Annotated in this window: 12 protein-coding genes; 9 read left to right on the top strand and 3 right to left on the bottom strand. The window is 71.2% G+C overall.

What is annotated here, in order from left to right:
- The first annotated feature begins 208 nt into the window (after nt 1-208).
- The 9 genes from VGZ32_RS05265 to VGZ32_RS05225 all read left to right on the top strand — a co-directional run bounded on the left by VGZ32_RS05265 (nt 209) and on the right by VGZ32_RS05225 (nt 14,033).
- On the top strand, nt 209-2,827 hold the full coding sequence (locus tag VGZ32_RS05265; RefSeq protein WP_326884675.1) for a sensor histidine kinase KdpD: 2,619 nt from the start codon (nt 209-211) through the stop codon (nt 2,825-2,827).
- The gene (locus VGZ32_RS05260) at nt 2,824-3,522 is read left to right on the top strand and encodes a response regulator (RefSeq protein WP_326884674.1); all 699 of its coding nucleotides are present in this window, start codon (nt 2,824-2,826) and stop codon (nt 3,520-3,522) included. The genes VGZ32_RS05265 and VGZ32_RS05260 overlap by 4 nt, the downstream gene beginning before the upstream one ends.
- 531 nt (nt 3,523-4,053) lie before the next feature.
- The gene (locus tag VGZ32_RS05255) at nt 4,054-5,709 is read left to right on the top strand and encodes an NRAMP family divalent metal transporter (RefSeq protein ID WP_326884673.1); all 1,656 of its coding nucleotides are present in this window, start codon (nt 4,054-4,056) and stop codon (nt 5,707-5,709) included.
- 321 nt (nt 5,710-6,030) lie between these two features.
- Nucleotides 6,031-6,783 (top strand): HAD family hydrolase, encoded by a 753-nt coding sequence (locus VGZ32_RS05250; protein WP_326884672.1) that lies wholly within the window; start codon nt 6,031-6,033, stop codon nt 6,781-6,783.
- Nucleotides 6,784-7,004: 221 nt separating this feature from the next.
- On the top strand, nt 7,005-8,258 hold the full coding sequence (locus VGZ32_RS05245) for a hypothetical protein (RefSeq protein ID WP_326884671.1): 1,254 nt from the start codon (nt 7,005-7,007) through the stop codon (nt 8,256-8,258).
- Complete coding sequence (locus VGZ32_RS05240) at nt 8,255-10,600, top strand: serine/threonine-protein kinase (RefSeq protein ID WP_326884670.1); 2,346 nt, start codon at nt 8,255-8,257, stop codon at nt 10,598-10,600. Before VGZ32_RS05245 ends, VGZ32_RS05240 begins: the two co-directional genes overlap by 4 nt.
- A complete protein-coding gene (locus VGZ32_RS05235; protein ID WP_326884669.1) occupies nt 10,600-11,718 on the top strand; it encodes a PP2C family serine/threonine-protein phosphatase in 1,119 nt (372 codons plus the stop codon). Before VGZ32_RS05240 ends, VGZ32_RS05235 begins: the two co-directional genes overlap by 1 nt.
- A complete protein-coding gene (locus tag VGZ32_RS05230; protein ID WP_326884668.1) occupies nt 11,715-13,019 on the top strand; it encodes a VWA domain-containing protein in 1,305 nt (434 codons plus the stop codon). Before VGZ32_RS05235 ends, VGZ32_RS05230 begins: the two co-directional genes overlap by 4 nt.
- A 63-nt stretch (nt 13,020-13,082) precedes the next feature.
- Nucleotides 13,083-14,033, top strand: a complete 951-nt coding sequence (locus tag VGZ32_RS05225) for an FHA domain-containing protein (protein ID WP_326884667.1) — start codon at nt 13,083-13,085, stop codon at nt 14,031-14,033.
- Nucleotides 14,034-14,274: 241 nt separating this feature from the next.
- On the opposite strand, the gene VGZ32_RS05220 is transcribed toward VGZ32_RS05225, so the two are convergent.
- From VGZ32_RS05220 to VGZ32_RS05210, 3 genes are all read right to left on the bottom strand, one after another.
- Nucleotides 14,275-14,991 (bottom strand): alpha/beta hydrolase, encoded by a 717-nt coding sequence (locus VGZ32_RS05220; RefSeq protein WP_326884666.1) that lies wholly within the window; start codon nt 14,989-14,991, stop codon nt 14,275-14,277.
- A gap of 288 nt (nt 14,992-15,279) precedes the next feature.
- The gene (locus VGZ32_RS05215) at nt 15,280-16,845 is read right to left on the bottom strand and encodes a carbohydrate binding domain-containing protein (RefSeq protein WP_326884665.1); all 1,566 of its coding nucleotides are present in this window, start codon (nt 16,843-16,845) and stop codon (nt 15,280-15,282) included.
- Nucleotides 16,846-17,202: 357 nt separating this feature from the next.
- A complete protein-coding gene (locus tag VGZ32_RS05210) occupies nt 17,203-18,678 on the bottom strand; it encodes a PLP-dependent aminotransferase family protein (RefSeq protein WP_326884664.1) in 1,476 nt (491 codons plus the stop codon).
- Between the last annotated feature and the right edge of the window lie 248 nt (nt 18,679-18,926).

Here is an 18,926-nt window from a genome sequence, read left to right as displayed (position 1 = left end):
CCTGCCCGGCCACGCGGCTGCGATTGAAGTTAATTCAGAAGTCGGGTAGCGGAAAGGGTGAACAGGATCGTCGACGGTCGAATCGTTGCGAAACGGAATGATCGGGCGCGGCGCTCGTCGGCGCGCCGTGGAGGGACATTGTGGAGCCGGGCGGCGACCGGAGCAGTCGCGGTCCACAACCGCCGGTCAGCGGTGGGAGGATCTGAGTATGCGCGGCAAGCTGCGGGTCTACTTGGGGGCCGCCCCCGGCGTAGGCAAGACCTACAAGATGCTCGAAGAGGCGCACCGCCGGGCGGACCGGGGCGCCGACGTGGTGGTAGCCCTCGTCGAGACCCATGGTCGCGAGCGCACCGAGGCGCTGCTCGAAGGCCTGCCGGTGGTGCCGCCGCTCCCCCGCGTCTACCGGGACCGCGAGTTCAAGGAGATGGACCTGGACGCGGTGCTCGCCCGCCGTCCCCAGGTCGCGCTGGTGGACGAGCTCGCGCACACCAACATCCCCGGCGGGCGGCACGAGAAGCGCTGGCAGGACGTGCAGGAGCTGCTGGACGCGGGGATCGAAGTGATCACCACCGTCAACGTGCAGCACCTTGAGTCGCTCAACGACGTCGTGCAGCGGATCACCGGGGTGCCGCAGCGCGAGACGGTTCCGGACGATGTGGTGCGGGCCGCCGACCAGATCGAGCTGGTGGACATGTCGCCGGAGTCCCTGCGGCGGCGTCTCGCGCACGGGAACGTGTACGCGGCGGAGAAGATCGACGCGGCGCTCGGCAACTACTTCCGGGTCGGGAATCTGACCGCGCTGCGCGAGCTGGCTCTGCTCTGGGTCGCCGACCGGGTCGACGAAGTCCTGCAGCGCTACCGCGAGGACCACGGGATCGGCCGAGTCTGGGAGGCCCGCGAACGGGTCGTCGTCGCATTGCCCGGCGGCGACGCCGGGGACCTGCTCATCCGCCGCGCCGCGCGGATCGCGTCACGCTCGGCCGGCGGCGAACTGCTGGCCGTCCACATCGCCCGCTCCGACGGACTGGCCGGGGACATGAGCCCCAACGCCCTGGCCGCGCAGCGCCATCTCGTCGAGTCGCTCGGCGGCACGTACCACTCGATCATCGGCGACGACGTGCCCCGCGCGCTGATCGAGTTCGCCAATGCCAAGAACGCCACGCAGCTGGTCCTGGGCACTTCGCGGCGCAGCCGGGTGAACCGGTTCCTGACCGGGCGCGGCATCGGCGAGACCACGATCCGGCTGTCCGGCGACATCGACGTGCACATGGTCACCCACGAGGAGCCGAATCAAGAACGCCAGCGCCCCTGGTGGCTGCCGCCCAACCCGCTGCGTGAGGCGGCGTGGGGGAGTGGCGGCCTGCGCGGGCACGTCGCGGCCGTCGTGGTGCCCCCGGCGCTCGCGGCGATCCTGGCCAACGTGCCGCGCGGACTGAACCTGACCAGCAAGACGCTGATCTTCCTGGTCGCCGTCGTGGCCATCGCCCGGCTCGGCGGCCTGCGCTCCGCGTTCATCGCCGCCGTGTGGGGCTCGATCCTGCTCAACTACTACTTCATCCCGCCGGTCCACACGTTCACCATCGCCGAGGCGAACAACTGGATCGCCCTGATCGCGTTCACCGTCGTCGCGCTGACCGTCGCCTCCGTGGTGGACCTGGCGATCAAGCAGTCGCGGCGGGCCGCGAACGCCGCCGCGGAGGCGGAGACGCTGAACGCCTTCGCGGTCTCGGTACTGCGCGGCGACTCGGCCATTTCCGCGCTGCTCGAACGCTTCCGCGAGACCTTCGGCATGGAGTCGGTCGTCATGCTCCAGCGCACCCGCGAAGCGGCCGACGCCGGAGCCCGTGGTACCGGAATACATCGGCCCGACGACAACGACGACCCGGGCCGCTGGACCGTCGTCGCATCCACGGGCTCCACGCCTCCGGCGTGCCCCGGCCAGGCGGACACCGTCGTCGAGGCCGGGCCGGACGCGGTGATCGCGCTGCGAGGGCGAACCTTGCCGGCCGCCGACCAGCGCGTCCTGGCCGCGTTCGCCGCGCAGGCCACGGCAGCCCTCGAACGCCGCCGGCTGGTCAGGGCCGCAGCCGAGGCGGAGACCCTGGCGGCTGCGGACCGGATGCGCACCGCGCTGCTCGCCGCGGTCTCGCACGACCTGCGCACCCCGCTGGCCGCCGCCATGGCCGCCGTCGGCACCCTGCGCGATCCCGATCTCGACGTGTCCGCCGCCGACCGCGCCGAGTTGTTGGAGGCCGCGGAGCAGTCGCTCGACCGGCTCGCCCGGCTGGTCGAGAACCTGCTGGACATGTCGCGGCTGCAGGCGGGCGCGCTCAAGCTGAATCTGGAGTCGGTGGACCTGGTCGAGATCGTGGGGCGGGCCGTGGACGACGAGCCGGACGCAACAGGCCGGGTCACCCTCGAGCCGCCCGCGCCCGGCACCCCGCCGGCCCTGGCGGACGGAGCGCTGCTCGAACGCGCGGTGGCGAACCTCATCGGCAACGCGGCCAAGCACACCGACTCCGATATCATGATCAATATCTCGGCCCTCGGCATTCACGTCGAGCTGCGGGTGATCGACCGCGGCCCGGGCATCCCGGCAGGCGAGCGCGACCGGGTGTTCCGCCCGTTCCAGCGGCTCGGCGACCGGGACAACACCGCGGGCGTGGGCCTCGGCCTCGCGTTGGCCCGCGGACTGGTCGAGGCGATGGACGGGACGCTCACCCCCGAGGACACCCCGGGCGGCGGTGTCACGATGGTGGTGTCGCTGCCCGCCGCGCGCACCGCGCCGGTCCCGGTCAGCGCCGAGGACGAGGAGTTGCTGGCGTGATCCGGGTACTCGTGGTGGACGACGAGCCGCAACTGCTGCGCGCCATGCGGATCAACCTGTCCGCGCGCGGCTACGAGGTGGCGGTCGCGGTGGACGGGGCCTCCGCGCTCGAGGCCGCCGCCAAGCACGTGCCGGACGTGGTCGTGCTGGACTTGGGCCTGCCGGACATGGACGGCACCGATGTGATCGGCGGGCTGCGCGGCTGGACCAAGGTGCCGATCCTGGTGTTGTCCGGCCGCGCCGACTCGGCGGACAAGGTGGACGCGCTCGACGCGGGCGCCGACGACTACGTGACCAAACCCTTCTCGATGGACGAGCTGATGGCGCGGCTGCGGGCCCTGCTGCGCCGCTCCGACGCGGAGAACACCGCGGAACCGGTCGTCACGATCGGGCACTACACGGTCGACCTCGCCGCCCGCACGGTGCGGCGGATGCCGGATGCCCCCGAGCAGGTCCCCGAACAGGTGCACCTGACCAAGACCGAGTGGGCGGTGCTCGAGGTCCTGGTGCGCAATCAGGGGCGGCTGGTCTCCGGCCGGCAGCTGCTGCAACAGGTCTGGGGCCCGGCGTATCACACGGAGACGAACTATCTACGGTTTTATCTCGCGAAGCTGAGACAAAAGCTCGAACCGGAGCCGTCGCGCCCGCGCCAGCTGCTGACCGAGCCCGGAATGGGCTATCGATTCCAGCCTTGACGCCGCGTCGGGTGCGACGCCGCGCTTGCATCAAGGCCGGGTAAAGACACGGTTTAGTGCAACTGTGCATCTGCACTTGACGAGGGTCCCGACCTGGGTACATGCTTGGGCACGGTCATTTTGTAGGTGTTGTGAGCGGTGCGCCCGTGGGGTAGCGGGACATCTGCTGTTCACCTATTGTTTGACTTCACGTTGGCCGTGCGTCACGGCGCACCGGACGAGGGGAGGCGAGACGACGATGGAACCCAGCAGTCCCGGCCATAGTACGGGCCCTGCGAAACCTGGGACCGTCCCCGCGAACACGCCCCTCATCCGCCTTGGCGTGGTCCGCGCCGGCCGCCTGATCTTCTGACGCACTGAGCCCCCTGCGACGCGCTCTGCTCATCGAGCAGCGTCGCCTCCGTGTGTCCGAACGGGTCCGCGGCCGTGGCCCATGGACGACGCCGCCCGACCGCACGCACGCATTCGATCGCGCCAAGTTCCCAACCCTCCTGGCGCGGCCGTGTGCGTGGCGTGGAGGAAGGACGCGCCATGACCGACCTGACTCTTGCCCCCAACGGCTCCGCGACCGTCCCCGTCGTGCGCCACGCAGTGCTCGACGACGCCCACGTCGGCGACATCCGCGGCGCCCTCGGCACCATCAAGCTCGGCGACACCGCCGCCCGCACCGGCCTGTCCGCGAAGGTCAAGACCCTGCTGGCGATCGTCGGCCCCGGCCTGATCGTCATGTGCGGCGACAACGACGCCGGCGCCTTCTCCACCTACGGCCAGACCGGCCAGAACTTCGGGACGCACCTGCTGTGGGTGCTACTGCTGCTGATCCCGGTCCTGTACGTCAACCAGGAGATGGTCGTCCGGCTCGGCGCCGTCACCGGCGTCGGCCACGGCAAGCTGATCCTCGAGCGCTTCGGCAAGTTCTGGGGCGCGTTCAGCATCATCGACCTCTTCCTTCTCAATGCCCTGACCCTGGTGACCGAGTTCATCGGCATCACCCTCGCGGTCGGCTACCTCGGCCTGCCCAAGGTGCCCTCGGTGATCGCCGCCGGGGCCGTGGTCATCGCCGCCGCCTCCACCGGGTCGTTCCGCCGCTTCGAGCGGGTCGTGATCACCCTGTGCGCCGGCACCCTGCTGCTCATCCCGCTCGCGCTGGCGCTGCACCCGGGCGCGGGGCAGATGGCGCGCGGATTCCTGGTGCCCGGCGTGCCCGGCGGCGCGCAGATGTCCACCGTCATGCTGCTGGTCATCGGGCTGGTCGGCACGACCGTCGCGCCCTGGCAGCTTTTCTTCCAGCAGTCGTACGTCATCGACAAGCGGATCACCCCGCGGTTCATGAAGTACGAGAAGGCCGACCTGTGGATCGGCATCGTCGTCGTGGTGATCGGGGCCGCGGCGATCATCGGCTTCTCCGCGGCCGCCGTCGCCGGGACCCACCTGGCCGGCGGCTTCACCGACGCGCAGGGCCTGGCCGGGGCGATCGCCGCGAAGGCCGGGCACCTGGCCGGGATCGTGTTCGCGATCGCGCTGCTGGACTCCTCGATCATCGGAGCGTTCGCGGTGTCGCTCTCGACGGCCTATGCGATCGGCGACACCTTCGGCGTCAACCACTCGCTGCACCGCGGGGTCAAGCAGGCCAAGGGCTTCTACGGGGTCTACGTCGGCCTGATCGCGGCGGCCGCGGCGATCGTGCTGATCCCCGGCTCGCCGCTGGGCGTGATCACCAACGGGGTGCAGGCGATGGCCGGGGTACTGCTGCCCTCCGCCTCGGTGTATCTGCTCGTGCTGTGCAACGACAAGCAGGTGCTCGGGCCGTGGGTGAACGGGCGCAAGACCAACCTGTTCACCTCCACGGTGCTCGGCGTGCTGGTCACCCTGTCGATCATCCTGGTGGCCGCGGTGTTCTTCCCGAACATCACCGCCGGGCAGATCACCGACATCGTCACCGCCTGCGCCGCGGCCGGGTTCGGCGCGGCCGGGTACGTCGTGGCGGCGCGGCGCCGCCGCCCGCACGCGGCGCCGATCGACCGGACCGGCGCCGCGGACTGGCGGATGCCGCCACTGGCGGTGATCGGCCGGGCGACGATGGCCACCAAGCAGAAGGTCGGGATGGGCGTGCTGCGCCTGTACCTGGCGGTCGCTTCAGTCCTGGTTGTGGTGAAGATCGTGGAACTGGCCCTCGGCGGCCACTGAACCCGCAGCAGCTGACCAACGCTGCATTTGGACCAACGCCGCGCCTGAACCGACGCTGAGTCTGAACCAGTTGGCCGACCGCGCCGTGTGCTCCGGCGGCGCTTCGAACATACGAGCCCATTCGGCGCCCGGCCCCCACCACGGCCGGGCGCCGTTGTCTGCCACACCGTCACACGTACGAGTGGTTGTCGGGGTAGAAGTTGTGCCAGTCACCTCGTAGGGTGCCTACACTCGCACACGGGATGGAAAAGCACGTGCAGCCGCAATTGCACGTCTTTCTTCGAGCCCTACAATCCCAGACACAGCGTCAGGAGCCTGATCGTGTCGACCACCCCCACCCCCCTGATCACTCCCGCCCCCGGCCCCGCGCCGCGGGAGGAGACCCGCCACCCTTTCCCCTTCCCGAAGTCCCGCACCGTCGACGCCGTCGTGTTCGACGTCGGCGAGACCCTGGTCGACGAGACCGTCGAGTACCACGCCTGGGCCGACTGGCTCAGCGTGCCCCGCCACACCTTCTCCGCCCTGTTCGGCGCGGTGGTCGGCGCCGGCCGCGACCACGTCGCCGTGTTCGAGTACTTCCGGCCCGGCTTCGACCTCGAGGAGGAGCGCGAGCGCCGCGCGGTGGCCGGCCGCGCCGAGGGATACGGTGAGCCGGACCTCTACTCGGACGCCCGCCCGACCATGCAGGCGCTGCGCGACGCCGGATACCTCGTGGTGATCGCCGCGAACCAGACGGCGCGGTCGCACGACATCCTCGAGTCGCTGCGCCTGCCGGTGGACCTGGTGACCACCTCCGCGGCCTGGGGCGTGGCCAAACCCGATCCGCGGTTCTTCACCAAGATCGTCGAGGTCTGCGCCACCCTGCGGCCGGGCGTGACCGCGCAGCGGATCTGCTACGTCGGCGACCGCCTTGACAACGACCTGCGCCCGGCCTGGGAAGCCGGCCTGCGCACCGCACACGTACGCCGCGGCCCCTGGGGCTACTACTACGCCGATCACCCGGACGTCATAGCCAAGGCCGACTTCCGTCTCAATGCCCTGACTGAGCTGCCCGCCCTGCTCGCCGAAGTCTGAGCCGCGCCGATCGCATCCCTCAGCGTCCGTCCCCGTGTGCCCGCCCCCTACCCGGGGAATGGAATATGGTGGATGCGATCGCCCGGCGACGGCGCGACGCGCGAAATCGGGGAGGGGCGGGGTGGCGACGACGGCGGATACGCCGGCGGTGGAGCCGGGCTGCGCACGGTCGGCTTCGAACTGTTGCCGCCGCTGCGGGTGTGCCGACTAACGTGGTGGCCATGGCATTCCCGGTCTTCGGCCCGCCGACCCGCGAGGCCGTGGACGCCGAGCTGGCCCGGCTCGGCGCCGACGCGGCCCGCATCTCCGAGGCGCTGCTCGCGCTCGCCGACAACTCCGGCTACAAGCTACTCGACAGCGCTCCGCTGACCGGCGTCACCGCGGAGCGCTGGCAGCGCGCCTCGGGCCGGATCGCCGCGCTGTGGGACAACTACACCGCCTACCAGGACGTGCTGAACCGGGCCGGGGAGATCCGCGGCCGACGCCCCAAGCCCAGGCCCGAGGAACTGCTGGCCATCGCCGACCTGCTGCGCGGCAAGTCGATCACGCTGTCCAGCAAGGCGGTCACGCTGTCCGAGCGCACCCTGCTCGGCCCGTCCGTCGTCACCGAGACCTCGACACTGGCCGAGACGCTCTCCCGCATGGAGAACGACTACCAGCTCGCCGCGGACTTCGTGGGCGCCGTCGAGGCCGCCTGGAACCGGCTGTTCCAGCAGGCCGATCCGGTCCAGGAGCGGCTCAAGCAGGTGATCGCCGCCGTGCGCGGCCTCGACGACCGGACGCTGGCCGCCGCCGTCGCGGGCGTCGGCGACGCGTACAGCGCGCTGCGCCGCGAGATCTTCGCCGATCCGATCGGGCTGAGCGCGCCGCGCTCGGATTTCCCGGCCCGGCTGGCCCGGATCCGCGAGGACCTGGAGTCGGTCGCCGCCAGCGTGTCCGGCGCCGCCGACCTGCGCGCGGACTTCGAGCGCCGGGCGCAGCACCTGGCCCGGCTGATCGACCGGATCGACGAGGTCGAGGAAGCGCAGCGCACCGCCGAGGCCCGCGTCCGGGAGAAGATCCTGGTCGCCGCCCTGCCCGCGCGCACTTACCAGGCCGCGGCCCTGCGCGCCCGCCTTGCCGCGCTGACCGATCTGCGCGAGCGCGGCCTGTGGCGGCGGCTGGCGGAGGAGGCGGCAGCCCTCGAGAGCGCCATCGACGCCGCGTCGGCCGTGGCCAACCGCACACATCAGGCGCTGACCGGGCTGTTAGAAAGGCGCGAGGAATTGCGGGGCAGACTCGCCGCCTACCGGGTGCGCGCGGCAAGATTCGGAGCGTCGGAGGATGCCGGACTCGAGGCGTACTATCAAGCCGCGAGGGAGCTGCTCTGGTCGCAACCGTGCGATCTGGCGGCGTCCACGAAGGCGCTCTCGGTGTACCAGAAGGCGGTTCTGGCGCTGGACGAGACCAGTGGTCGAGGGGGAGTGGGAGCATGAGCGGGGCGGTCAAATGCGGTCGGCCCGGCTGTGACGGCACGATCGAAGACGGGTACTGCGACACCTGCGGGCTGGCGCAGAAGTCGGGGACGACGGCGACGGCGGGCCCGCAGCGCTGTGCACGTCCCGGCTGCGGCGGCACCATTGAAGACGGGTACTGCGACACCTGCGGCATAGCCGCGCAGCCGGGCGTCGCCCACACCGGCACCGCTGCCAGCGGACGCACCACCAGCGGCACCCGGAGCACCGGGCGCACCAGCACCGGCCGCACCCGCGGCTCGGCCCGCTCCGCGCGCACGACCACCTCCCGCAGCACGTCCTCCAGCCGCGGCTCCCGCTCCACCGGACGCGGCGGACTCGGCCTCGGACTGGTGGACATCCCCGAGGTCGAATACCGCGACCCCAGCGAGGCGGTGCTGGCCAACCCGCAGGTCCCCGAACACAAGCGGTTCTGCTCGAACTGCGGCACGCAGGTCGGCCGCGGCCGGGACGGGCGCCCGGGCCGCACCAGCGGCTTCTGCGCCAAGTGCGGCGGCGCCTACGACTTCACCCCCAAACTGTCCGCCGGGGAGGTCATCGGCGGACAGTACGAGGTGCTCGGGTGCATCGCCCACGGCGGCCTCGGCTGGATCTACCTGGCCCGGGACAACAACGTCTCAGGGCGCTGGGTCGCGCTCAAGGGCCTGCTCGACACCGGCGACGCGGACGCGATGTCCGCCGCGATCGCCGAGCGCCAGTTCCTGGCCGAGGTCGAGCACCCCAACGTGGTGAAGATCTACAACTTCGTCCAGCACGCCTCCGGCGACTACATCGTCATGGAGTACGTCGGCGGAAAGTCGCTCAAGCAGATCGCCCTGGACTACAAGGAGCAGAACGGCGGCGCCCCGCTGCCGCTCGCGCAGGTACTGGCCTACGCCATCGAGATCCTTCCCGCCTTCGGCTACCTGCACTCGATCGGCCTGCTCTACTGCGACTTCAAGCCGGACAACATCATCCAGTCCGAGGAGCAGCTCAAGCTGATCGACATGGGCGCGGTGCGCGCCTTCGACGACGAGGACTCGGCGGTCTACGGCACCGTCGGCTATCAGGCCCCGGAGATCGCCGACGTGGGCCCGACGATCGAGTCCGACCTGTTCACCGTCGGCCGGATGCTCGCGGTGCTCGCCTTCGACTTCAAGGGCTACACCTCCACCTACGCCACCTCGCTGCCGCCCCGCAAGGACGTGCCGCTGCTGGCCAGGTACGAGTCCTTCGACCGGGCGCTGCGGCGGGCCACCCACGCGCGCCGCGAGCGCCGCTTCTCCGCCGCGGTGGAGATGGCCGCGCAGCTGACCGGAGTGCTGCGCGAGGTCCTCGCCCTGGACAGCGGCCGGCCGCGGCCGGCGATCTCCACGCTCTTCACCGGCGAGCGCGCGGCCGTCGGCACCGACCTGGGCACGCCGAGCGGCGCGCAGTTCGCCGCCGGGCTGCCCATCCCCACCGTCGACCCGACCGACCCCAACGCCGGCACGCTGGCCACCCTAGGCGGGCCGCCCGCCCAGGTCATCAGCGCCCTGAACCGGCTGCCGAAGCCGTCCACCGAGGTCTACTACCGGCTGGTGCGCGCCGCGATCGAGGGCGGCCAGTTCAAGGACGCGTCCGACTGGCTGGACATGCTGCACCAAGAGGACGCCTTCGACTGGCGGGTCGACTGGTACCAGGGCCTGCTCGCCCTTGCGCAGGCGGACACCGACGGGGCCCGCCGCCACTTCGAGCTCTGCTACGACGAGCTGCCCGGCGAGACCGCCCCCAAGCTGGCCATCGCCGTCACGGCGGAACTGGCCAGGCTGCCCGACGACGCCCAGCACTACCACCGGCTCGTCTGGGCGGTCGACCGCTCGTACGTCACCTCCGGGTTCGCCCTGGCCCGGCTGCTCGTCGCGCAGGGCGACCACACCGGCGCGGTCGGCGTGCTCGCGCAGGTCCCCGAGTCGTCGATCCACCACACCGCCGCCGAGATCGAGGCGATCAGGATCCGGATAAACTCGCCGGGCTTCGCCGGTGCGGCCACCCCGACCGAGCTGGGCGACCTCGGTGCCCGCGTCAGAGCGCTCGGCCTGGACGGCGAGGCGTACGAATCCCTGGTGTGCACGGTGCTGCACGGCGCGCTGGAATGGACCTCGGCCAACCCGAGGCTCGCCGGCGACCACCACCGGGTGTTCGACGCCGGCCTCGGTGAACGGGACGTGCGCCGGGCCCTGGAGCGCGCGTACCGGGCCCGCGCCCGGATGGCCCCGGACCGCGCGACCCGGATCGAACTGGTGGACCGGGCCAACTCGGTGCGTCCCAGGACCGTCGTCTGATGAACCCCGACGCCGCCGAGCCGCCCGTCCAAGCCGCCTCCGCCACCCCGGCCTGCCCCGCCTGCGGCGCCGAAGTGCTGCCCGACGACGGGTTCTGCGAAGCGTGCGGCGCCGACCTGAAAGTGCGCCGCGCCGAACCGGTCGGCGACGGCGTGCTGCCCTGCCCGGCCTGCGGCTCGACCGAGTTCACCGACAGGTACTGCGACCAGTGCGGGCGGCTGGCCCCCTCGGCCCGGGACCGGGTCGAGCGCGACCTGGGCGCCGTCGCCGGCGTCAGCGACAAAGGGCTGCGCCACAGCCGCAACGAGGACGCGATGGCGCTCGCCGTGCTCGGCGCGGACACGGACGCGCCGGCCACCGTCGTCGTGGTCTGCGACGGGGTGTCCACCTCCGACGACCCCGACCGCGCCTCCCAGATCGCGGCCGACACGGCGCTCGACGACCTGGTGGCCTCAATGCGCGGCGGCGGGCCCGCGCTCGAGTCGACCGGCGCGGCGATCGAGGCCGCCCAGCGCGCGGTCCTGGAGCTGGCCGAAGGCTATCCGGACCGCGCCAACGCCCCTTCCTGCACCATCGTCGCCGCCGTGATCCAAACGGACCGGGTGACAGTCGGCTGGGTCGGCGACAGCCGCGCCTATTGGCTGGCAGGCGCCGACGGCCAATCCGCGCGCCTGACCGACGACGACACCTGGGCCGGGCAACTGGTCGCGGAGGGCGACGTGGACGAGGGCGAGGCGTATAAGGCCCCGCACGCCCACGCCATCCTGCGCTGGCTCGGCCCGGACGCCCCGGAGGAGCCGCCGAACCTGCGCGAATTCGTCCCCGACGGCCCCGGCCTGGTCCTCGTCTGCTCCGACGGCCTGTGGAACTACGTCTGGGACGCCGCGGATCTCTCCCGGCTCGCGGCGGGCGGCTGGGGCGGCCTCGCGGCGGGCGCGGCGTCGCTGACCGCGGTGGCGCTCGACGGCGGCGGCCAGGACAACATCACCGTCGTGCTGGCCGCCTCCCCGCCGAGGACGCCCGAGCCGGTCGGCGACACCGCGACGATCGAATTACCCGAGATCACAGCCGACATCGACGCGCAACGTGTGCCGTCTGTCGAGGGGAGCGACCAGTGAGCGCGCAGCCACAGTTCAGCGTCAGCGTCTACCAGAACGAATACCTCTCCGACGGGGCGGCCGAGGTCAACGCGATCGTGACGGTCACCTCGACCGGCACCCCGGCCGGGCCGTCGACCGCCCGCGCCGCGCAGATCGTCATGGTCGACTGCTCCGGGTCGATGGACTATCCGCCGACCAAGATGGCCGCGGCCCGGCAGGCGACCAAGGCGGCGATCGACGCGATCCGCGACGGCGTGCCGTTCGCCGTGGTCGCCGGGACGCACGTGGCGCGCATGGTCTTCCCCGGCACCGAGTACCTGGTTCCGGCCGACGCCTCCACCCGGGCCGCCGCGAAGGCCGCGGTGGACCGGCTCACCGCGGGCGGCGGCACCGCGATCGGCCAGTGGCTCGCCCTCGCCGACCGGCTGTTCACCGGGCACGAGGGCGCGATCCGGCACGCGATCCTGCTGACCGACGGCAAGGACGAGCACGAGTCGCCGCCGGACCTCGACGCCGCGATCGCCCGCTGCGAGGGCCGGTTCACCTGCGACTGCCGCGGCGTCGGCACCGACTGGGTGGTGGCGGAGCTGCGCCGGGTCGCCCAGGGACTGCTCGGCACGGTGGACATCGTCGCGGACCCACGGGGCCTGGCCGCGGACTTCGAGGCGATGATCGGCAACGCGATGGGCAAGGCGGTCGCCGACGTGCGGCTGCGCCTGTGGTCGCCGCAGGGTGCCTCGGTGAAGTTCGTCAAGCAGGTCGCCCCGGCCGTCGCGGACCTGACCGCGAAGCGGGTGGCCACCGGACCGCTCGCGGGCGACTACCCGACCGGGGCGTGGGGCGCAGAATCAAGGGATTACCACGTCTGCGTGGCCGTGCGCCCCGGCACCGTCGGAGACGAGATGCTCGCCGCACGCGCCTCGCTGGTCATGATCGACAGCTCAGGCCAGGCATCGGTCCTCGGCCAGGGCCTGATCCGGGCGGTGTGGACGGACGACGCCGCGCTCTCCACCAAGATCAACCGGCAGGTGGCGCACTACACCGGGCAGGCGGAACTGGCCGACGCGATCCAGTCGGGCCTGGAGGCGCGCAAGAACGGCGACCTCGACACCGCGACGGCGAAGCTCGGCCGAGCGGTCCAGCTGGCCGCCCAATCAGGCAACGAAGACACGGCGAAGCTGCTGTCGAAGGTGGTCGACGTCGAGGATCCGGCCACCGGCACGGTGCGGCTGAAGGCACGGGTCGCGGACGCGGACGAGATGGCGCTCGACACCCGGTCCAGCAAGACCGTCAGGGTCGGCAAGGGCTCGAAGAACTAGCGCGCACGTCTCACGGCCACAGGCGGCGGCCGCCGGACACGCGCGGAACCCGGGGAGGATTCCATGGCACGCTGTCCCTCAGGGCACGAATCACAGACCACCGACTACTGCGACACCTGCGGCGCGGTGATGGGTGGCGCGGCGATCACGCCGTCTGCCGCCGCGGGCGTGGCCGAGGGAGCGGGCGCGGCGGAAGCAGGCGGGGGAGCGTTCGCGGCGACCGCGACGGCGGGCCGGCCCGGCGAGGTGTGCCCTGTGTGCGGGGCGGCCCGCAGCGGCCGCTTCTGCGAAGAGGACGGGTACGACTTCGAACTCGCCGCCCTCGTGCCGCCCGGCGCCGAGCCATCTTCCGCCGAGCCATCCTCCGCAGCCAGCGGGCCCCTCACCCCGCCGCCCGCATCCGCCGACCCACTCGCTTCGACCTCCGTCCTCGGGCCCGACCTCGACCTCGAGGCAGAACTCGAGAAAGCCGAGCGCGCCGCCGCTGCTGCCGCCGGGTCCGGCGCTTCAGCCGCGCCTGACCCTGGACTGTCCAGCAGCGCACCATCCGAATCGACACCGTCTGCGCCCGCGCCCACCATCAGCGAGCCGGTGTCGCCTTCCGCGCCGACGGCACTCGCCGCCGTCGTCCACGCCGACCAGGACTACTACACGGCCCAGGTCCAGCGCGGCGACATCGTCGAATCCGAATTCCCCTTCCCCAAGTACACGTCCGAGCGGCGTTTCGCCCTCAGCGGCGATCGGGTGCGCATCGGCCGTGCGTCGGCCAGCCGGGGCATCGTGGTGGAGATCGACCTGACCGGCCCACCGCTCGACCCGGCTGTCTCGCACCTGCACGCGCAACTGCTTCGCGCCCCGGACGGCACGTGGTCGCTGGTGGACCTCAATTCGGCCAACGGAACCCGGCTCAACGGCGCTGAGGACCCGCTCCCCGCCGAGACCGAAGTCCCGGTCAAGGCGGGCGACCGCATCCACGTCGGCGTTTGGACCACCCTCACCCTCGAAGAGGCCTGACGCCGCCTCCCGGTCCCTGCGGCTATGGTTCTGGCTGTGCGCACAGGGCGGTTCACCTACGCCGGTCACGTTCTTCCTGACCGTCAGCACGCTCGCGGCCCCATCAGCAGCCTTCAGCTGAGCTTCTCGGCCAGCGCGACGATGTTCGCCACCGCCCGGGAACCGGCAGCCTCCGGGTATGCCAGCCGACCGCGCGAACTGTGGGGCCCCAGCGCCGGGGCGGGTGGGGGTTCAGCCCGGATCAGTGCACGTGGTCGCTGAGGAATGCCTCGATGTGTTCCAAGACGGTGGTTCGCTGGGAGAGCAGTGCGAACATGTGTCCGCCGTCGAAGACCTCAAGGAGGGCGTCACGGATGCCGCTCTGAGTGGCTTGGGCGGCGGCGAGGGGCATGCTGCGGTCGTTTCGTCCGTGCAGGAGCAAGGTGGGGGCGGTGATCTTCGGCAGCAGGTCGGCGCCGTCGTAGCTGGTGCTGGCGGTGAGCTGATGTCTATACGCGTGGTCGGCCTGCGGATGGGCAGCACGGGGGAGCAGCCGGAGGCGCTTAGCCGTGCGCATCAGGCGTGCGGGCAGGGAGATGTGCAGGCTACCGGTGCCGGTAGCCGCGCTGGAGATCAGCACGAGGCGGTCCACGCGCTCGGGATGCCGACCAGCTATCTCTATTGCGATCCGTCCGCCCATTGACATGCCAATGATGTGGGCGCGAGAGACGCCGAGCGTGTCCATCAGGGCGACGGTGTCCTGGGCCATCATCGGGATGGAGTATGGGGTGTCGGGCTGATCCGTCCGGCCCGCGCCCCGGTTGTCGAAGGTCAGCACGCGGAAGTGCTGCGCGAGCTGTCGCGTCATCGGAGCGAAGAGCGTCAGGTCCGTGCCCAGGCCCCCAATGAACACCAGTGGTGGGCCGTCGCCGTGGAGCTCGTAGTAGACGTTGATGTCTCCCACGCGGACCGATGGCATGGAAGAAGGGTATGCCTCCGCTCGCGTCGTTACTGGATCACGAGCTTTGAGGCCGCCCGGCTCTTCGCTGACCCGGAAGTAACAGAAGATCGCAGCTCAAACCTTGATTGAATACTCACTTCACCAGCCCCGCGAAGGTCGCGAAGCGGCCCCAGACTCTTCGCTCCAGAACCGGACGGCGGCGGTGAGGGCGGGCAGCTATCGGGCGGCCGGTGGCGTGCGTGTGTGGATCGCACGCCACCGGCCGGGTCTGCCCCCGTTCTCGGCTTGCCTTCTCAGGCCTCCTTCTCAGCCTCCGTACTGGACGATGATCTTGGTGAAGTCGTACGGGTTCTGGGTCACGTTCGAGCAGGTGCCGGGCGCCCAGGGCTCGACGACGCCGGCGGGGCACTCGAAGTCGCGGTTGACCGACCAGAACGAGAACCAGGCCGGGTGGTTCGCCTGCGCGAAGCTCAGCAGCGCGTTGAAGTCGGACTGGAGGAACAGCTCGGACGGCTGGTCGGTGTGGCCGTTCATGATCTGGAAGCCGAGGTGCGACCACGCCTGCGCCGCGCTCCAGCCGTAGATCGACTCGAGCTGGCCGACCGCGTCGTTCGCGATCTGCTCGGTCTGGCCGACCTCGGTGCCGGAGGTCAGGCCGGTGTCGAAGTCCATGATGTTGACGACGTCGAGGCGGGCGCCGTTCGCGATCGCCTGACGGATCTCGTCGGTGCCGCTGCCGGGGAAGCCGACCGTGGTCATCGGGATGGTCAGCGAGACCTTCAGGTTCGGGTTGTTCGCCTCGAGGATCTTGATCGCGCCGAAGCGGACCGCGGTGTTGCTGTCCAGCGCGCCGTTTTCGTAGTCGAAGTCGGCTCTGGTCAGCTTGTACTTGTTCACAACCTGCTGGTACGCGTTCGCCAGGGCCGAGGCCGAGCCGCAGGTCGTGCCCAATTCCGTGCCGTTGTAGCCGCCGAACGACACCGCCACGTCACCGCCGGCCGCGCGGATCGCGTTCACGTCGGCCAAAACCGTCGTGTCCGAGGAGACCGGCATCGAGGAGTTTCCGTCCCACGCCGGGGTGCAGCCGCCCGAGTCGAGCACGAACGCCAGGTTGAACTCCGTCTCGCCCGATCCGCTGATGATCGAGGAGATCGACGCCGGGTTGTTGTCCACCGGCATGAAGTAGACCGGGTGCGTGTACGGGCCGTTCCCGCCGGGGCTGGTCGCGCTTGAGGACGGGCTCGGCGACGGGGACGCGCTCGCGGAGGCCGATGCGGACGCGCTGGCGCTCGGGGACGGCGTCGGGCTCGAGCCGGTCGACGACGGGGACGGCGACGGTGAGCCCGTTCCGCCGGGGCCGTCAAGCGCGAGGTCGTCTGCGTAGTACGTGCCCTGCGCATACCAGCCGTGGACGTATACCTGGACGCTGGTCTGGCTCGCGCCCGTGGTGAAGCTCGTGCTCAGCTGCGTCCAGCTGGTCGCCGACGGAGTCCACGTGTCGACGCCACCGGAAACACCGAGGTAGACGTAGTTGCCCTCGAAGTAGCCCGAGAGCGTGTACTGGGTGTTCGGCTGCACGGACACCGTCTGCGTGCACTGGGCATTGTCACTGTTCGTGGCAGCGCCCGACAGCGCGTACTTGCCCGAGTGAACCGGCGAGGTGACGACCGAGCCGGTCCCCGCGTCGCAGCTCCAGCCGGACAGGTTGCCCGTCTCGAAGCCGGGGTTCGTCAACAGGTTGGTCGTGGCGGCGCCCGCGGGCAGCGCCGCGAGCAGGACGGCGCCGGCACCCCCTGCGGCGACGACGAGCGCGACGGCCGCGGCGATGGTCTTGCGGGGCGGCCGGGCCGATCTGGCGGATAGACGACGCACGGATGCGCTCCTTGTCCTCGGGACGGTACGACGGCAGGCCAGGCGTGTGCGTGTCCGGGTCGCCGTACCGGAGGGGGAGCAGGGTGGTGTGGTGCGCCTGCCGGTGAGAGCACTGTGGTCCAGACCAATATGAGCTGTCAAGGGTCCGGCCTGGAGGATTCCTGTTCAGCGGTCGCCGGATTGGGCCAGGCTGCGGGTCATGTCGGACGTCAGGCTGTGCCTAAGGCCATGTGTGCGTCCGTGCGTCCGTGCGTCCGGCCACGCGTTACGCCGGGCTTAAGGCCGCGCTTAAAGCGGTGCGTCGGCTCCGCGCGTCGTGCGCTGCGCGTCGGCCTCCGCGTCGTGTGCTCCTGGGTGTCAGGCCACGAGGTCGGCGCGGTGCTCCGCAGCCTGCCACGGCCCGGGCACTGCACGCGCGAGCGCGATCCGGTGCATCGCCGTGACCAGAGTCTCCGGCGGCAGCGCGTACGGCAGCCGGATGTAGCGCTCGAACGTGCCCGCGTCGGCGCCGAATCTCGGTCCGCTGTGCAGCAGGACGCCGTGCGTCTGGGCCCGATGCGCCAGGCCGGTCGCCTCCTCCCGGTCCATCCGCACCCACAGTGACAGCCCCCCCTCGGGTACCCGGTACGTCCACGCCGGGAACAGCTCGTCCACCGTCCGCATCAGCATCGCCCGCTGCTCGCGCCACCGGTCGCGCTGCCGCTCGAGATGCGCCTCGTCGCCGCGCAGCACCGCCACCGCTACCAACTGGTCGAGCAGCGGTGAGCCCAGGTCCAGCGCCGCGCGGGCCGCGGCCAGTTCGTGCACGATGCGGGCCGGGCCGCGCAGCCAGCCGATACGCAGCCCGCCCCAGAACGACTTCGACATCGATCCGCAGACCAGCACGGACTCGGAGTCGACCGCCCGGATCGCGGTGGCGAACGGCGCGGGCGCGGGCACGTCCAGCGCCACGTCCGTCACCGTCTCGTCGGCCAACAGCCACGACCCGGCCCGCCGCGCCGCCCGGGCGAGCGATGCCTCACGATCGGGGTCCATGAGGTGGCCGGTCGGGTTCTGGAAGTGCGGGATCGCATACGCCAGCCGCGGGCGCAGCTGACCCAGGGCGTCCTCGAACGAACCGGGCACCCAGCCATCGCCGTCCAGGGGCACCGGCACCAGCCGCGCCTGGACCGCCCGGAAGGTGTCCAGCGCGTTCGGATACGACGGGCCCTCGACCAGCACGCGGTCGCCGGGGCGCAGCAGCAGCCGGCCGACGAGCGTGATCGCGCTCTGCGCGCCCGCGGTGACCAGGATCTGGTCAGGGCTGGTCGGCAGGCCGCGGGCGCAGTACCGGTCCGCGATCGCCTCGCGCAGCGCGTCGAGGCCGTACGGCATGAAGTCGGCGATACCGGTTTGGGCGGGAAGCTGTTCGGCCGCGCATCGCAGCGCCGCCTGCACCTCCGGCAGCGGAGCCATCGGCGCCGCGCACATCAGGTCGATGACGTGGTCGCCGCGCACACTGTCGTGCCAGCCGCCGGTAAGGCCGGCGGCGGTCCGGTCCGGCAGCGCCGTGTAAGTGCCCGAACCCTGGCGGCTGACCGCGAAACCAGACTCCCTCAGCAGCGCGTACGCCGCGGTCACGGTGGTGCGGCTGACTGCGGCCGCGTCGCTCAGTGCCCGCTCGGCCGGCAGCCGCACGCCCACGGCGATGCGCCCGTCCAGCACGAGCGCGGTGATCCGCTCGGCCAGCGCCGTCTGCAGCGACTTTCCCCGCGCGGTTCCGTCGGCGCCGCGCCACGGTCCGAGCTGCTGGGCCAGGTGCGCCGCTCCGAGCGAGCCGTTCACCGCCGACATCAGTCCACTCTCCAGTCCACTCTCTGTAGATTGGCTATCGTTGGCAGGTCCAATCTAGGTCCAGAATTGCATTGAAGGGTCGCGCTGGCAAGGCGGCACTCGGCAAGGGCACCGGGCAAACGGGAGAGGTGGGACTGATGGTGACGAGAGTGATCGGCGCTGCGGATCCGCGATACGCCGCAGTGGGAGCGGCTTCCACGGCGCCTGGGTCCGTTGCGCGCGACTGGGACGAATGGGATTTGGACGGA

This window comes from Actinocrinis sp. (assembly GCF_035938995.1).
Classification (GTDB): Bacteria; Actinomycetota; Actinomycetes; order Streptomycetales; family Catenulisporaceae; genus DASZGI01.
Note: the sequence above shows the minus strand (reverse complement) of the source record. Positions and strands in the feature narration are given on the sequence as shown.

What these genes read in the sequence shown, in the direction of transcription:
- VGZ32_RS05240 (WP_326884670.1), top strand. Translation starts at nt 8,255, where the DNA reads ATGAGCGGGGCGGTCAAATGCGGTCGGCCCGGCTGTGACGGCACGATC.
- VGZ32_RS05225 (WP_326884667.1), top strand. Translation starts at nt 13,083, where the DNA reads ATGGCACGCTGTCCCTCAGGGCACGAATCACAGACCACCGACTACTGC.
- VGZ32_RS05235 (WP_326884669.1), top strand. Translation starts at nt 10,600, where the DNA reads ATGAACCCCGACGCCGCCGAGCCGCCCGTCCAAGCCGCCTCCGCCACC.
- VGZ32_RS05255 (WP_326884673.1), top strand. Translation starts at nt 4,054, where the DNA reads ATGACCGACCTGACTCTTGCCCCCAACGGCTCCGCGACCGTCCCCGTC.
- VGZ32_RS05210 (WP_326884664.1), bottom strand. Translation starts at nt 18,678, where the DNA reads ATGTCGGCGGTGAACGGCTCGCTCGGAGCGGCGCACCTGGCCCAGCAG.
- VGZ32_RS05245 (WP_326884671.1), top strand. Translation starts at nt 7,005, where the DNA reads ATGGCATTCCCGGTCTTCGGCCCGCCGACCCGCGAGGCCGTGGACGCC.
- VGZ32_RS05220 (WP_326884666.1), bottom strand. Translation starts at nt 14,991, where the DNA reads ATGCCATCGGTCCGCGTGGGAGACATCAACGTCTACTACGAGCTCCAC.
- VGZ32_RS05265 (WP_326884675.1), top strand. Translation starts at nt 209, where the DNA reads ATGCGCGGCAAGCTGCGGGTCTACTTGGGGGCCGCCCCCGGCGTAGGC.